The 15,828-nt window shown below is 38.3% G+C and carries 13 protein-coding genes; 2 read left to right on the forward strand and 11 right to left on the reverse strand.

What is annotated here, in order from left to right; genetic code table 11:
- Positions 1–47: 47 nt before the first annotated feature.
- The 8 genes from essA to PQ511_RS17235 all read right to left on the reverse strand — a co-directional run bounded on the left by essA (position 48) and on the right by PQ511_RS17235 (position 11,107).
- The gene (gene essA / locus PQ511_RS17200) at positions 48–521 is read right to left on the reverse strand and encodes a type VII secretion protein EssA (RefSeq protein ID WP_273853154.1); all 474 of its coding nucleotides are present in this window, start codon (positions 519–521) and stop codon (positions 48–50) included.
- Complete coding sequence (gene esaA, locus PQ511_RS17205; protein ID WP_273853157.1) at positions 511–3,558, reverse strand: type VII secretion protein EsaA; 3,048 nt, start codon at positions 3,556–3,558, stop codon at positions 511–513. Before esaA ends, essA begins: the two co-directional genes overlap by 11 nt.
- A complete protein-coding gene (essC, locus tag PQ511_RS17210; protein WP_273853158.1) occupies positions 3,555–8,006 on the reverse strand; it encodes a type VII secretion protein EssC in 4,452 nt (1,483 codons plus the stop codon). The genes esaA and essC overlap by 4 nt, the downstream gene beginning before the upstream one ends.
- A 15-nt stretch (positions 8,007–8,021) precedes the next feature.
- On the reverse strand, positions 8,022–9,290 hold the full coding sequence (gene essB, locus PQ511_RS17215; RefSeq protein WP_273853159.1) for a type VII secretion protein EssB: 1,269 nt from the start codon (positions 9,288–9,290) through the stop codon (positions 8,022–8,024).
- Between the two features lie 14 nt (positions 9,291–9,304).
- Positions 9,305–9,547: an ESX secretion system protein YukD gene (yukD, locus tag PQ511_RS17220; RefSeq protein ID WP_273853160.1), complete on the reverse strand. Its 243-nt coding sequence runs from the start codon at positions 9,545–9,547 to the stop codon at positions 9,305–9,307.
- A gap of 56 nt (positions 9,548–9,603) precedes the next feature.
- Positions 9,604–9,897: a WXG100 family type VII secretion target gene (locus PQ511_RS17225; RefSeq protein ID WP_273853162.1), complete on the reverse strand. Its 294-nt coding sequence runs from the start codon at positions 9,895–9,897 to the stop codon at positions 9,604–9,606.
- A 499-nt stretch (positions 9,898–10,396) separates the two neighbouring features.
- Complete coding sequence (locus PQ511_RS17230; RefSeq protein WP_273853163.1) at positions 10,397–10,894, reverse strand: spore coat protein; 498 nt, start codon at positions 10,892–10,894, stop codon at positions 10,397–10,399.
- 15 nt (positions 10,895–10,909) lie between these two features.
- Complete coding sequence (locus tag PQ511_RS17235; RefSeq protein ID WP_273853164.1) at positions 10,910–11,107, reverse strand: spore coat protein; 198 nt, start codon at positions 11,105–11,107, stop codon at positions 10,910–10,912.
- Positions 11,108–11,332: 225 nt separating this feature from the next.
- On the opposite strand from PQ511_RS17235, the gene PQ511_RS17240 reads away from it, so the two are divergent.
- Positions 11,333–12,205, forward strand: a complete 873-nt coding sequence (locus PQ511_RS17240) for a pirin family protein (RefSeq protein WP_273853165.1) — start codon at positions 11,333–11,335, stop codon at positions 12,203–12,205.
- A 64-nt stretch (positions 12,206–12,269) separates the two neighbouring features.
- On the opposite strand, the gene PQ511_RS17245 is transcribed toward PQ511_RS17240, so the two are convergent.
- Both PQ511_RS17245 and PQ511_RS17250 read right to left on the reverse strand, forming a co-directional pair.
- Complete coding sequence (locus PQ511_RS17245) at positions 12,270–12,896, reverse strand: FMN-dependent NADH-azoreductase (protein ID WP_273853166.1); 627 nt, start codon at positions 12,894–12,896, stop codon at positions 12,270–12,272.
- 58 nt (positions 12,897–12,954) lie between these two features.
- Positions 12,955–13,389, reverse strand: coding sequence for a MarR family winged helix-turn-helix transcriptional regulator (locus PQ511_RS17250; RefSeq protein ID WP_273853167.1), 435 nt, complete (start codon positions 13,387–13,389; stop codon positions 12,955–12,957).
- Between the two features lie 304 nt (positions 13,390–13,693).
- Here PQ511_RS17250 and PQ511_RS17255 point away from each other — a divergent pair, with 304 nt between their 5' ends.
- Positions 13,694–14,854: a TerD family protein gene (locus PQ511_RS17255; protein ID WP_273853168.1), complete on the forward strand. Its 1,161-nt coding sequence runs from the start codon at positions 13,694–13,696 to the stop codon at positions 14,852–14,854.
- Positions 14,855–14,900: 46 nt separating this feature from the next.
- Here the strand turns inward: PQ511_RS17255 and PQ511_RS17260 are convergent, their stop codons facing one another.
- Positions 14,901–15,803 carry an EamA family transporter gene (locus PQ511_RS17260; protein ID WP_273853249.1) on the reverse strand — a complete coding sequence of 301 codons (903 nt, stop codon included), beginning with the start codon at positions 15,801–15,803 and terminating at the stop codon, positions 14,901–14,903.
- Positions 15,804–15,828: the final 25 nt, after the last annotated feature.

Raw genomic sequence — 15,828 nt, forward strand, 5'->3', positions numbered from 1 at the left:
AAAGCTACGGTCCTCCTAATAAGAGGACCGTAGCTTTTTCTGTGCGGTTAGTTTTTGGATGAAGAAAGGCGATGATAGATCGTTAATACAATGATCAATACAACGATACAAACTCCTATTAAAATTCCAATCAAGAGTTGAAAAGAGGATGATGTTGTTTCGATAGAGCTATTCGAAGCAAAAGCTGTAGTCTCTGATTTTGAGAAAAGGTTAAGGTTCTCAGCTTTATCTTTAATGGTACTATTTTCATTACTCATTGAGAGAAATAATTCATTTCGAGTATCGTCTGGGTTAAAAACTTTTTCGCCAGTAAAAGAAATGGCTTGCTGTTCTTTCGATATCTCTTCCATTTCTTTCATGTTTGATGAATCATGAATTAAATCAGTGTTTTTCTTGAATTTGTTCTTTTTGTATTCATTTGGCAATAGCTCGTTGATATCCGTGTTAACCTCTGCTGCTACTGGAATGATGTGACAGCAGAGGAATACCAATGCGAACAGAACGATTATTTTAGGCTTCATGAGCCTCATCCTTTTTTATTTGTATCCTTGATCGCTTGTTTAGAGCGTATTGAAGAATAATCAGAACGATCAAAATACCGGATAAAATCATCGCGCCTTCTGAAAAGAGCGTTTGAGTACTGTTCTGGATAGACATATACACGCGAGACATTGGGTCAGTAAAGCTAAAGTTTGGTGTTGAAAGAGCAAGTAAAGGCGTGACAAACAAAGCGACGAGGCCAACGGTAACAAGCCATCCGATTAAATGGTGACTCATAAAGGCTACGCGAATGAACGCTGCACAACTTAATAATAGTAAGATTGTAAAGATGGTCCATTCCATCGAACGATCGTTTCCTAATGGATAAATCGATAAACTGTAGAGGCTAATCACAAGCCCTACAATACTAGTAAGCATTAAAAATAAAATACTTTGTAACCACCATGGACCATGCTGGAAATAGTAGCTTGCATAACCAATTAACAAGCTGCTTAAGAGAATAATGAATAAAATAACAACAGGTGGAAGGTTTGTGTCTTTCTTGTCGGTAAAGACGCTTCCTGTGACATCAATTGGGGTAGCAAGAAAATCATAGACATAATCATTGGATTGACCATCTACAAAGGCATTCCCCATAACGTTAAAGACGTCATCGCGGATCATAAGGGTAGAAGCTACGTTCGTTTCCCACTTGTTGTTTAGCGTGTTGGCATCTGTTTGCACTTCAGCTACTCTAGATTGGAGTTCATCTGTGTACGATAATATCTCAGATTGACTATCTTCAATTGAATCCATCCAATTATATAACGATCCCATTTGGCTCTTCACCTGATCGTGATTACTCATAATTTGTGTTCCCTGTGCAGATTCGTCAGGTGATTGCTGCTGAGCCTGTTGCATTTGATTTAGAACATTGTCAGCTTCTTCTTCAATGCCATTCAAGCTTTCAAGCAATTTTGTTTGCTGTGTGTCGAGGACATTTTTATAGTCTGCTAAAAAGACAGTAAAATCATCCTGTAGTGTCGTGAGAGCATCGCTTGTTTTCGGTACCTGAGTACCAACTGCATCCCATTGACCTTCTTCTTTATTCGTTAGTTCTAACATGCTATTGACTTCTTCACGAAGGTCATTGTCTTGCAGAACAGTTTCCTTCACTTTGTTCTTGGAAAGCATGCTATTAAGCGTTGCCTCGTAACGATCTAAATAGGCGTAATATTGAAGAACATCCGTTAAGTTTGCCCCTTTAATGGGACGTTGGAAATAGACCGATAACGAATCTTTTCTAGCTTGTGATAAAGCAGGTGATGCTAGTATTGCGTTTTCTTTCTCGTTAATTCCTTCGGAGATTCGATAAATTTTATCAGATACCATTACAAGCAAGTCTTTTAGTTCAGTATTGGATTCTTTTAACACGTCAACTTGTTCCATTAACGTTTCTTTTTGAGACGAGAGCGTTTCATTTTCTTGCGTTAGCTTCTCGACTTCCTTTGTTAGTTCTTCAATTTGTTTCAGTAAACTTTTATTCTCTGTCGTTAGTGTTTCAATGAGCTTCTTTAATTCTTCTAATTCACCATCAAGTGGATTTTCGCCGCCTTCTTTAGCAAGCAGCTGTTGTTCAGTTTGCTTTATACGGTCATTAAGAGTTAGAAGTTTAGTTGATGCTGTTTGCAAGTCTTCTACTTTAGGCTCCTCAAGCGAAATTAGCGTCTCTTGGAGCGTTACAATTTCTTGAGCAATGGCTAATAGTTCGTTCCGTTCTGCACTTAAATCAACTGGGGTAGGACCGTTTGTTTCTCCCTCTTCATCAATCACAGGAGGCTCTTCATCCTGTAAGCTTTTTAGAAGTTTCATAAGGTCTTCAGTTGGATCTTCTTCTTCACCCGGATCTTCTGGATCACCCGGTTCTTCTGGATCTTCAGGTACTTCTGGAAGTTCAGGATCATCGGGAATAACAATCTCATCTCCATCACCGAGCTTATTACTTAGCGTTGCGATTTCACCTTCTAGTTCATTTAAAATCATTGAATCTTTTAGCTGCTGATAGTAATTAAGAATACGTTCTTGTAGGGTATAGAAATCATTAACCTGACGCTCAACTTGGTTATATCGAAGCTCTTTTAGACCAGCAAACATTTCTTGCTGCTGAATCATTTGATTTTCAACTTGAGACATGTTTTCAAGAACGCTCTCAGACTTACCTTCAAACAATTCTTTGTTGTTCCTAAACATAGGCTGAGGCATTTCAGTCGCCTGTGATATGGAAGCGACTGAATCGGCTTGAATTTGTTCGAGAATTTCTTGTTGCTTCTGCTGATATTCGCGATAGTCATTTGTATAAGTAACAAAGTTTGTTAGATTTTCTTGAAAGCCTTCCATTGTATCGGTTTGATCTGCTGCACGTTCCTCAGCATTTTTTGAAGTTGATTGTAGAGTGGCAAGCATTGAAACTTGTTGCTCCATCTGCTGAGCTAAATCTTTGGAACTAGGTGTATAAAAGGAAAGCATCGTTTGCTGGAAAGCTTTTTCTTTCTCTACGATTTGATCAAATTCTTGTTGGATGTTCACGAGATCATTTGAGACGTAGTTCCAATAAAGAGAAGACATCTTCGTATTGACACGATTTGTTGCTTGTTCAAGTTCAAGCAATACTTTCTCTTTATTAATAGCGTTTAGTTGATTTTGTACAGTGTATTCTAATTTTGTTTGCTCAGGCTGGTTTTCATCGTACGTTAGAATCTTCTCAGAAAAAGTGGAAGGGATGTACACAACGGCATCGTACTTTTGGTTGTTTAAACCATTTTCTCCCGCACTGCGTCCAACGACTTCCCAATTGTATTCCGATTCAGACTTAAGAAGTGGAGGGACGTCATTTCCAAATTTTACGGTTTCATCGTCTTCTTCGGTTCCGGTATCTTCATTAATGACAGCAATGGTTTTCGTCGCACTCTCTTTCGTTTTCATTGGATTTTCTCCAATCGAAGTAAAGTAAATGAGTGGAAGAACTAATATGATCGCTGTCACGAGTATGAGTTTAAAGATGCTTTTTTTCTCTTTCACGCATGTACCTTCCTTTCTATTTGCACAAGTGGTACCTGAATTTTCTGTGCGCTTTCACTTTGCACATAATAAGCAAACCCAGCTTTAATATCTGGCTCTTTCCGATCAAAAGGAAGATTGATAAGAGTTTGATCGGATTTCTTCATTAATAAAATGATTTGGCGAACTTGTTTTAATTCAACTGTTAGCGGGTCATAACCTTTTGTTAATTCGTTGCTACTCCCAGATGCTACAATACTTAAGCCTAAATGACTGTAGTTCTTCATCATAGATGTGATTTGATCCTGGAGGACAGATCCGATTGTTTGAGAAAAACGGCCATATCCATCTATGAAGAGGAGTATCCTCGAAAATGTAGGGAGCGGCTCATTGTTATTCATACTTTCAGAATAGGAATTTTCTCGAGATTTAAATTCTGTTAAGACATCTTCGAGCCATTCTTCAACTTGTTCCTTCGTTTCTAGATAAGTTGTTTTCTCTTCGTCTTTTAAATGAAAAAGCCCACGATCAATTGAATCAAATACGGCTATACGATTTTCTTCTTGCTGTATTGCTTGCTGTGTAAGTAGACGCATGATATTCGTCTTTCCTTTTTGGGCCTGTCCAAGCACGAGGCAATGGGAGGTCTGAGCAAAAGAGAGAGAAACAGGCTTTACCGTTTCTTCATGCAATCCAATTGGATAAGCGCTTTTGGACGATGCTGGAATATACGTTTTGAACGTTTTAAAAGTAAGTTCTGTAGGCAACATTGGAATGGCTTCTGGTTTGTTTGCATCATGATAGTTCTCTTGAAGCATCTGGACTTCATCTTTTAAGGATGCAAGCTGTTCGTAATCATCTTCGCCTTTAGTAGGTAACACAATTTGACCAAAATGTGTTTTCTCTTTCTTCATAATGGCTCTACCTGGAATAGCTTCAGGAGCAAAAGGAATTCTTCCAAGAATGGTGTAAGCTTCTGAGTTATCTAATAAATAATGAACAATTTTTGTTTTTAGATTATTCATAAGCGCCTGACGTACAGAGTTGAGTCGGGTTGCACTTAAGATGAGATAAATACCAAGCGACTGCCCATCTCGTGCAAATTGCGTGAATATCGGATCAAGATCCATCAACTCTTCCTTAACGAGGTCATAGTTATCAATTGTAATGAAGAGAAGAGGAAGAGGCTTTTCATTAAGTCGATTGTACATTGTAATCGAGCTAACTTCTTCACGCTGAAAGAGTCGTTTCCGCCTTGAAAATTCTTCTTGAATAAATTTAAGTAATTTATTTAGTTTCTTCTCTTCATCGATTAAGAAGTAGTCGCCAGTATGAGGCAAATTCTTAATTGATAATAAACCACCGTTTCCGAAATCCAGGATGTAAAATTGTGCTTCCTCAGGCGTATTGGTAGAGGCGATCCCCATAAGTAACGTTAAAATCGTTTGCGTTTTTCCAAATCCTGATGACCCAAATATACCTACGTTCCCATCTTTGATTAATTCATAATCATACGGAGACTGAGATTGTTTTTCTGGTTCATCTAATAAAGCGAGTGATATGCTTTGTTTGTCAGAGTTAAAATCATGACGATACAAACGTTTCTCCAGTGGTGGAAGCCATGGACTCGATAGCCTTCTAACGCCAAGCTCTCGCTGAACATCTACAATTTTATCTACAATAACCTCAATTTCACTTTGCTTCTTTTTCTTACTTTCTTTTGAAGAAGAAAGTTCTGATAGTGGGACGAGGCCAAGATCCGTTACTAATGCAACTTCATCTTCCATATCTGAAGTATCTTCCATATATGTCGCTCGGCTATAGGCAGATTGGAATAAGTCATAAACTTCGTTGTTCCCAACCTGTAAGTAAGCTCGACCTGTAACGGTAAGTGATGCCGCATCACCATTTTTTAAGATTTCACGACTATCTTCAACATTCTGTACTTTTAGTGCAACTCTAAATCGAGCGTTACTCCAAATCTGATTATCAATGACACCACCAGGTTTTTGCGTGGCAAGAATGAGATGAACGCCTAAACTCCGGCCAATTCGAGCTGCGCTGACAAGCTCTTTAATGAACTCAGGTTCTTCTGTTTTTAATTCAGCGAATTCGTCTGAAATTAAGAAGAGATGAGGCATCGGTTCATCTGCTACACCATTTTTATAAAGGACTGTATAGTCGTTTATGTGACTCACTTCATACTGATCAAAAATCGTTTGTCGTTTCTTTAATTCGCTTTTAATGGAAGCGAGTGCACGGGTACTAAAATTTTCACTTCCTTCGATATTTGTAATTGTTCCTAGCAGGTGAGGAATTTGTTTAAATGGCTGAGCCATTCCGCCACCCTTATAGTCAATTAATAGAAATGCCACTTCATGTGGATGGTAATGAACCGCAAGTGAAAGAATGTATGTTTGCAAAAATTCACTTTTACCAGACCCAGTTGTTCCGGCAAGTAAGCCGTGGGGGCCATGGGCTTTTTCATGGAGATTTAATTCCACAACATCCTGTCGTCCTTTAAGTCCTACTGGGGCTGCAAGCGACTTCGAGGACTGATTTGTCACCCAGTTAGTTGAAATAGGTAACTCGTCAATATCCTCCAAATTCAGCATTTGTAAGAAGGAAACTTTATCAGGAATAGAATTCGTAATGCCTCGCTGGTGATTAAGTGTTCTTAGCATTCGAGAAAAATGTTCATTGTTATGTTGTTTGTGATGGTCAAGTTCAAATGAAATTTCAGCTGCTTTTTTCTCTTGAATAAGAATATCACCTTCGTTTTTGTTGATGTAGCGAATGAGCGTATGAATATGATCGGAGAGGCTCTCTTTTGCTTCCGCAACAAAAATTGTAGAAAGGCCGAGATGCGTATGTTCATTTTCTAGATACTCTAAAATGACATGGTCTGAGATTAAGTTGTGATTCGAAACAACAAATACGTAATGTGGTGAAAAGCGTAGCTTTTCTTTATCTTCTTCTAAATCCCGTTCACGTATCATTTCATAAATTGATGATAGGAGCTGATCTCGGGTTTGCTCATTATATATAAACCCTTTTGAAAATGATCCAGGCATTTGAAAGTGCGGTAACCATTTCATCCATTCCCATTCGGCATATTCTTCCTCATGAAAAATGAAGACAAACCGAACGTCATGATAGCTATGAAAAAAGGCGAGCTGTCCAATGATTTGATGGAGTTCATTCTTTACAACAGATTCTTTTCCAATTAGACCAATTGCACCTTGAAATAAGTTTGCGGTAATCGGAAGCGAATGCAGTTCATTATAAACTTGTTTCAGATTCTGTGATTCTTCCAATAGCTCATCCATTTCTCGTGTGGACATATCTGCTGAATTAACCGAAATTTTATAGCTTGCCGGAACCGTTCCAGTTCCTAGACGAAATTGAAGGAAATCCGGGCTTTCAAGGTTACGCTCCCATAAGCGATCGGCCACTTGCTCTGTTAAATATTTCATATGCTCAAAACTAGGGAAGTGGAACGTAAGCACTTTACGTTGCTTTTGAGCCAATTCATGCAGTTCGTGTCGTTTATCTTCAAGATATCTTTTGTAGATTCGTTTCTTTCGTGCTTTTGCTTTCTTTTGATGACTTTTATCTTTGAAATATTGCACAGTTGAGGTAACAAGTGTGGTTGCAAACATCACTACAGAAATCAGAATAAAGATTCCCCTAGGAATAAGAATGGCGACTAACCCCATCACGATCAACATCATTAAAGGTGGAAGGATAATCATCCATAAGCTTCGATTGTTTCGATCCGACTCCTGAGTAGGGAAGGAAAGATCAATCTTTTCCTCAGGTAGTTCATACATCATCCTTGGTGTGCGACGATAATTCGGATATTTTTTCTTCATTTCTGAAGAAGGGATGGAAGCCTTTGGTAGAGAGGTTTCAAATCCTATTGGACTAAATATTTCAATCATATCTTCAGCTAGTAACGATACTGACATCATCTCAAAGAAAAGCACATCGCCGATCTGAAAGGTTGATTTGCTATGTAAGTGGGAACCATTTTGGTAAGCGGTTGTCTTACTTGAGGCGTTAACCGTCCAATCCTTCCTATCGCGGAAAAGGGTTAGGCTAACGTCCTCTGGAAGGTGCTTCAATTGAACCTCAGATAAAGCTTTAGAAAAAGTAATTTCTGTTTGGTCACCAACATAATAGACATGCTTCGTTGCTTTCGGTGTGATCATAATTGCAATTTCTTCATCGCCTAGTTGAAAGGTGGCACGCTCGTTTAGGGTGATTGTCATCAGTTCGTGGCTATCTTTAAATAACTGGTAGTTTTGATCACTATACTTAATAGAGTAGACATGTTCATCCAATTTGGAAGAAGGAATAGTAAATGAGTGATTAATATTTGCACCGATTGTAATCGGGTGGTTTGACTCCCTATCTAGTTCCATCGTTTGATACGTATCACGAAAGAATACCCATACTTGTTCCATTCGTTCACCTCCAATCTACTTCTCTTCTTTTTTCTGTTCATCTTGCTTTTTTTCATCTTGTACGTCCACATTATTTGTCTCTTCCTGATTTGTTTTTTCCTGCTCTTTTTGTTCTTCTTCCTGCTGTTTTTTTATTTCGGCTTCATATTCTTCAAATTCTTGCTCTAACTCATTGATCATTTGCTGTTTCTTCTCGCTCACTAGGTCTGAGTCTGCTTTTACCTGTTCTTTACGCTTTAGAATGCCATACATGAGTAAATCACGATCCTCGAGATACCGAGCGATTTCTAAAGCTTGTTCTGCTTCGCCTCGCCCAATATGAATCCAATACGCGTAGTACTTCGGATCAGACTGGAGAGAGATTGTATTCCGGACACTCTCTTTTTGCTCATCCGTTAAAGATTCATTAATGATGTAGGAGAGGGCAAGCTGATATTGCGTCACCTTAGGAATATCATCAATCTCATAAGACTGAAGCGAATTGACCACTTCGCTGTACTCATTTGTTAAAAAGTTTTCTTGTGCTTGAACGATATTCTCCTGCTTTGGTTGAAGTAGAAATAACGAGTAAAGGGAGTAAAGTAAAGCAGGTAATAAGCAAATTGATACACCTAAAAGGAGATATCGACTTGTTTTCCATTTCTTTTTCTTCACTTTAATAAATTCAGATTCTTTCGTATGTAAGTGATCAATCTGTGATTGTATGATTGGGTGAAGCTCATGAAGGGTTTTGGCTTGAAGCACTTGTTTTAGTTCTTTTGATAGTGTAAGCGTGTCCGAATAATATAGGTATTGTTCAAATGATTGCGCTGGATTTATCATTGCGGCAACGGTCGCTCGGGTTTCTTTCAGAACACGTTCGGGATCGGTTTCATATGGAGGAAGGCTTTCTTTTACACCAAAATGAAGAAAATATGGTGTTAATCCCTGATCCAGGACCAGATTTTCTGGACAAACAATCAAGTTTAAACGTGTATAGCGGTGATCCTTCACTTTTTGAACGAGTTGATAGGCACTTGCAAGGCGGTCACTCTCGTTCATTTCTTTCAACCGGTCTGGAAGTGTAGTAATTGAAGGCGAAAGCGTGTGCTGAATGCTTACTTCATCTTCATTTATATCGATTGTTTTGGGAATTCCAGTATCCATCTCGCTTAGGAAATGAATTTCTGCTAATTCATCAAATTTAATTTTTTCTTTCTGAAAAAGAAAAGTGATAGCTTCTTTTTCATGTATGATCTTTGCATCTATTTGGCTTTCAAGATAAGGTTCCATTTGAGTTGACATGGCAGTGATCTCCTTCAAAGTATTTCAATACGATCTCCTGTCATAATTCCAGCATCAATCAAACGTTCATTAGCGGCTACAACTTTATGCTTATTCATAAGGCGGATCCATTGCGTCTGAAGAGGAGGAGTATCGATTTGTTCGGTTTGGCACACAATTTCTATAAGTTTTTTCACTGAATGATAGTTTGATAGCCTGAGGTCAAGAAAACGACCTTTTTTATAACGTTGAAGATCAACAGTTACTTCAATATACATATTGTTCACCTCATAAGGAAGGAGCGCCTAAGCGCTCCCGATCAATTCTTTGTCGCTTATCCGCGAATTTGATTAGCAATTTGGTTGTCAGCTTCATCAAGAGATCTAGCTGTACTTTTAAGCTGTGTAGAAACCTCTTCTAACAGTTGTTGCATTTGATGAAATGAAGGTTTAAGCGCTTCGTATTGTTCTTCGAAAGCACGACTTGATTCACCTTCCCACATTCCTTTAAGCTGACCCATAATTTCATTTAAGCTATTCACTTGTTCTCCAACTTTGTCTGATTCTGCTGAATAACGGTGAGACATACTTTCTAGTTCTTCTGGGGTTACTCGAATTTGTCCTGCCATTCACAATCACTCCTCTTAAATTAGTAATGTGTGCATTATACCTTTAGAAATGCATGAGTCTTTCCTATATATAATTAGCATAATTTGTAATAACTTGATAGGATAAATGCACACATTGTCAAAAAATGAAACTTATATACTATGACATATTACCCCTTAATTCCCAGTTAATAAACATAAAAATGTAAATTATGGATTAATTTTATAAGATATGGAATAAGTAAATGTTCGATATGAATTAATTTTGAATTAAGAAAACAAAGAGGAAGCGCTTTATTTGTAACTTAAGGACTAGATATTAATAATTAAATTGATATCTAGTAACTTAAATAATTAGGGGAGAATACAATATAAAAACTACGCACTGAAAAATCCGAGCGTAGCTTTATAAATTATTGAGCTTTTAATTTGATAGACTCATTGAAAACGATAATTGGTATCTTATATTCCGGGGAGTAATATCCGAACACTTTAATGGAGTGTTAGATATGGATGCCAATTATAGAATATCAAGTCTTACCAATAATGCAACTAATACTTGAAGCAATACTTGAATGTTAATCGTCAGGTCAGCATCTGTCGTAGCAATCGTGACATTTCTTGAGTTTTCAATAAATGTGTGCTGGCGATTGATTTGTTTTACTGAAATTTTTTGGAACAGTTCTTGAGCAATTTGGTCAGCTTGCTCGTTATCTCCAAGTGAGATGCTTAGTACTAACCCAATTGCAACTTGAAGAGCAACTTGAAGTGAAATAGCAGCTTGTAAGTCAGTTGAAGAAATATTAATATCACATGAATCTACAATTGTAATCGATTCCTCTGAATACTGAACCGTTTTAGAAGTTTCCGTTGCTTCCTGCTCAATGGTTTTATCTGCAAAAGATGGATGACAACATGAAGCATCAAGTGCGTTCCACTGTCTAGTAACTTTCGTATTATTGTTAGTCGTGTTAACCGGCTTTCCACAGTCTACACGGCGTACCCAAACGTCTCTCATATAAAAAACTCCTTTTTATTTTGTTATTTGATCAACCTGTTTCTGAATAGTTGCAAATACATCTTTGATTTTTTGTTTTTGTTCAACTGATAAATTTAATTCCTTTTCTGAAACCCCGTTCTTCTTTAGTACATCTGATAAAAGAAGATCCAACAAAGTATTTCGATTTTCCTTTTTTAATCCATCAGACAGAATAGTTTTCAATTCACTCAACTTTTCCTACCTCCTTCTTTATGAAGTCTTTAGTGAGCCAGCTGAAAAACTTTGCTGGATATTTATATGTATGATTTCTTGGACAAGGTGTAGAGGACAAAGTGGCAAAGATCGACATTATTATGAAAAATGATGAATGTGTGGAGTCGTTTGATGCCTATTAGATGCTATAGCAACTAATAGGTGTTATCCTTACAATAGTATTAAAAAAAGGAGTGGAGTAAATTGACTTCATCAAATCAACTTTTTCAAAGAAGTGTAAAAGATCACTGGTATGTGTCATATGAAGAAGGTCAATTTCCTGCTGTTCAGAAAGGCTGGGTACTGCCTCCGGATCGTTCGGCTGATTTTGACCCGTTTATTCTGATGGCAGAGGATTGGTTTAAAAGAGGAACTTTTTCAGATCATCCTCATCGTGGCTTTCAAACGATTACGTATGTTATCGATGGGAGATTGGAACATATTGATAACGGTGGGGCTAGAGAAATTCTTGAGCCTGGTGATGTTCAGTATATGAATGCTGGGGGTGGAGCAAGGCATGCTGAAGAAGGCGTAGACAATGATATAGCGCACACGCTCCAACTTTGGCTGAATTTACCTAAGGGTTTAAAGACCTCAGAATCAAGTTATCAGAATGTGTATGGAGAAGATGCCCCATTAGTAAATGTAGAGGGCGGAAACGTAAGAGTTTATTCCGGTAATCTGTTGGACGAGGAAGGACCACTTCGTTCATTAGTGCCAATTACGTTAGCGGAGATTACCCTTGAAGAGGGAGCTACTTACACGCATCATCTTCCTGAAAACCATAATGCTTTTCTCTACGTTCTGGGCGGCGAGGTGGACTTAGGAGCAGAGAAGGTGAACCTTAAAAAACATGGAGCTGCCACGTTATCTTATGAGGAGCATGGAAGTGCAAATCTATCAAGTCAACTGGCGATTACTTCAAAGAGTCGACGTACTAGGATTTTAGTCTATTCTGGTGCTCCAATTAAAGAAGACATTGTTCAATATGGGCCATTTGTTATGAATTCAATGGAAGAAATTAAAGAGGCATACCGTGATTTTCATAATGGGAAATTCGGGCCTCCTGCTGTTTAAAGATAATTACAATAAGAAGCCCCCTACCGATATGTTCGGTAGGGGGCTTCCCTAATAGGATAAATTAAAAGCCAACTGCTAGCGTTGTTGCTTTTTCAAGACCATCTTCAATAATTTCCTCAGCGCGATCAGGGTATTGGTTATGTCCTTCAATAATGATACTGGTTGTATCCTCAATGCCCCAGAAATTCATTAGCGTTTTAACATAATTAACGGCCATTTCTGAAGCTTGAGAAGGACCTTCAGAATATACACCGCCTCTGGCATTTAGCAAGGCAACTTTTTTCTCGGGTAATAATCCGACTGGACCTTCAGCGGTATAACGGAACGTTTTCCCTGCTTGACCCAAATAGTCGAAATACGTATGCAGGACAGCTGGAATCGTAAAATTCCATAGTGGAAATGCAATAACGATTTTGTCTGCTTCAAGGAATTGATGTAAATAATGGTTTACTTGTTCCGTAGCAACCACTTCCTCTTCTGTTAACTCCAGTTGTTTAGAGAGTTTGAACATCCCATTAATTTGATCGGTATTATAATATGGAAGATTTTCTTTGTAGAGATCAAGTTCTGTAATGGTATCGTTAGGGTGAGCTTTCTGATAGCTTTCTAAAAACGTATGATAAAGCTTTACACTCACTGATTGATCAATCGGACGTGAATTCGCTTTGATGAATAAAACATTAGCCATAAAATAAATCCTCCATCTTTTTGGTTGTTGTAGCAACTATTAGGGAAAAACATCCAGGTTATCTGGAGTTTTGTACATTCTCATTGATTTTGGAAAGAATTCTTTCAAATTCTCTTATCTCCTGTTGAGATAGCCCTTTGCAGACGATCTCATCAAACTCCTCTGAAATAGGAAGGACCTTATCACCGAGCTCTTTACCAGCAGTAGTCAAGTAAAGTTGTAGAGAACGACGATCGTTGGAAGGCGTTATTCGTTTGATAAACCCTTTTTTTTCAAGATTTGTTGCCATTCTCGCAATATTTGTTTTATCCTTACCGAGTTTTTGAGCAAGTTGATTCTGCGTTAAGCCGTCCTTTTCCCAGAGCAGTAGCATAATTAAATTTTGTTCTGGTGCTAAGTTAAACCCTTCTAATTTTTGTTTAATAAAACTAGTCAGGTTGAGATCCGTTTTATGAATTTGAATACTAATATATTCTTGAAATGATAGCTTCACATGAGAACTCTCCCTTTTAGTTGCTACACATACTATTTACTTGCTTAAGTATAAAAATAGTTGATGAAAAAGTCAATGGATGGAGTGAACCACATTCTTATATTCTAGAAGAGTACCGATAAGCTCTGGACTAATGATTGGAAGTCTGTCTATTTTCCTTTTCTATATTTAGATATGTTTAGGGTTTGTTTACAATGGCACCAGGGATTTTCATAGTGGAGCAGTTTTTCCAGTCCCACCGTCCTGCTTACCAATATAAGGTATAATGATAGAGGGTAATAATAGATTAGGGGGAGGGCATCGAATGATTGTTAGTAGAGGTCAAAAGGTCCCGATTACGAAAGGGAGAAGTGTATCGGACCTAATTGTAACGCTAGATTGGCAGCATGATCATACAGGAATTGAAGTAGATGCAGCTGCGTTTCTTTTAAATGAAACAGGAAAATGCAGTGGTGATGAGAGTTTCTTGTTTTATGGTCAGCCTGAAAGTGTTGACCAAAGTGTGAAGCAAGTCATGCAGGGAGATTTTCGAAACGAAACGCACATATCTTTAAATGGGTTGTCTTCTTCCATTAGGAAAATCGCTTTTACCTTAACGATTCATGAAGGGGAAGAAAGAGGGAAGAATTTTGGTCAAGTATCTTCATTGTCGCTTCGTATGACAGATAAATCGACTGGAGAGAATCTCGTTTCGTTTACTTTTGGGGAAGAATTAACGAAAGAGACGGCGATTGTTGTAGGAGAGTTCTATCTACATAATGGAGATTGGAAGTTTAGTGCGGTTGGGAGTGGTTTCTTTGGTGGATTAGCCGCCCTTTGTGAGAATTTCGGCATTGAGGTTGAAAGTAGCGAACAACAGGTAGAAAAGCCGCAATTAACCCCTAACCCGCCAATACAGTCGCCACCGGAAGCGGTGGTTCCACTAACGGTTACGTTAAAGAAAAAAGAGGCAATCTCTATTAGGAAGTCAGAGAAAGTAGTTGCAACGCTTGAATGGAAAAGTAAGAAAGACTTGGATTTGTATTGCTTCTATGTTCTGAAAGATGGTACGGAAGGAAAAGTGTACTATAGGACGCCCGGCCATGCGCATAAAGAACCGTACATTACGTTAGATGGGGATGCACAAGGAGCAGGAAAGGAAACGGTAGTTGTCCATAAACCGTCAGAGCTAAAGTATGTGTTGTTTTCTGCGTATAGTGCGGTATCTAATGGAATAGGAAGCTTTAAATCTATGAAGGCAAAAGCAGTTGTTGATAACCAAATGGGCCAAAACGTAACGTCTCCACTTTTTGAAAAGAATAACTTTGCTTATTGGGTAGCGATTGCGAAGATTGATTTCACTGATCCTCATGATATGAGTGTTAGTCATGTGGAGAAATATTCGAAAAGTGGGACGGAGCGATCACCACTTTTGTATCAAGATGGGTCGTTTGAAATGAATGTTGGACCTATGGAATTCAAATGAAGAGTAAATCAAAAACACCTCATCCAAATTGGATGAGGTGTTTTCATTATTGTTGTTCCACTATTTTTCTCCTGCTAATGCTTATATGTTCACTGAAAAGAGTTGGCAGCGTCATGCCGATGATAATGATCACAATACCTGCAATTTGCACAATGGATACTGTTTCACTTAATAAGATGACAGAAACCATGACAGCAATCGGAAGTTCAATCGCACTTAGAATGGAGGATTTTCCAAGGCCCACCTTAGGAATGGCGATGGAAAATAGAAATACAGGAATGATCATTCCAAAGAGGCCAAGTGCAATTCCATAGATCCAAAGACCTTCTGCCAGCAATGTTCCGTTCCAAATAATCTCTGGAGATTGAAAAACTGCTGACACCAAGAATGCGAAAAACGATACGATGACCAATCGGTTTGAGGTATTCATTTTAGCGTTTGCTTTCCCATTAAAATAAAGAAAGAGCGAATAACAAAGTGCCGCTCCAAGTCCCCATAACCAGCCTTGAAAAGGGATGTTGGATAAATCTGCATCCAAAAGTCCAGCAGCAGGAATCGTTCCACCTATTAATATAATAAGTGATAGCATTTCCATACGAGTTGGAAGCTGACGTTTCGTAATACTTGAAATCAACATGCCGATCCAGGTGAATTGGAAGAGCAATACGACAGCAAGGGATGCTGGTAAATAATTTAATGATTGACCGTAGAGGATATTCGTTAAGCCTGTAAAAACCCCCGCGAAAATTAGGATTTTAATACCTGCGAAACTTAGCTTTTGTCGGTTAGTAATAAGAAAGATCAGCACTGCAATGACAAAACCGATAAAAAATTGGCTTGTAACGGCTTCGGATGCAGTAAAGCCACTGCCCATTGCTAATTTAATAATAGTGGATACAACCCCGTAACTACTCGCTCCAATAATGACAAGCAGGGGATATAAATACATTTTCATTGAACGTTTGCCTCCAGTT

Source organism: Guptibacillus spartinae (genome assembly GCF_028610625.1).
Classification (GTDB): domain Bacteria; phylum Bacillota; class Bacilli; order Bacillales; family Guptibacillaceae; genus Guptibacillus; species Guptibacillus spartinae.

Bases quoted from the DNA above. Each gene is read 5' to 3' on its own strand.
- PQ511_RS17255 (WP_273853168.1), top strand. From the start codon at position 13,694: ATGATTGTTAGTAGAGGTCAAAAGGTCCCGATTACGAAAGGGAGAAGT.
- essC (WP_273853158.1), bottom strand. From the start codon at position 8,006: ATGGAACAAGTATGGGTATTCTTTCGTGATACGTATCAAACGATGGAA.
- PQ511_RS17225 (WP_273853162.1), bottom strand. From the start codon at position 9,897: ATGGCAGGACAAATTCGAGTAACCCCAGAAGAACTAGAAAGTATGTCT.
- PQ511_RS17245 (WP_273853166.1), bottom strand. From the start codon at position 12,896: ATGGCTAATGTTTTATTCATCAAAGCGAATTCACGTCCGATTGATCAA.
- essA (WP_273853154.1), bottom strand. From the start codon at position 521: ATGAAGCCTAAAATAATCGTTCTGTTCGCATTGGTATTCCTCTGCTGT.
- PQ511_RS17230 (WP_273853163.1), bottom strand. From the start codon at position 10,894: ATGAGAGACGTTTGGGTACGCCGTGTAGACTGTGGAAAGCCGGTTAAC.
- PQ511_RS17260 (WP_273853249.1), bottom strand. From the start codon at position 15,803: ATGTATTTATATCCCCTGCTTGTCATTATTGGAGCGAGTAGTTACGGG.
- essB (WP_273853159.1), bottom strand. From the start codon at position 9,290: ATGTCAACTCAAATGGAACCTTATCTTGAAAGCCAAATAGATGCAAAG.
- yukD (WP_273853160.1), bottom strand. From the start codon at position 9,547: ATGTATATTGAAGTAACTGTTGATCTTCAACGTTATAAAAAAGGTCGT.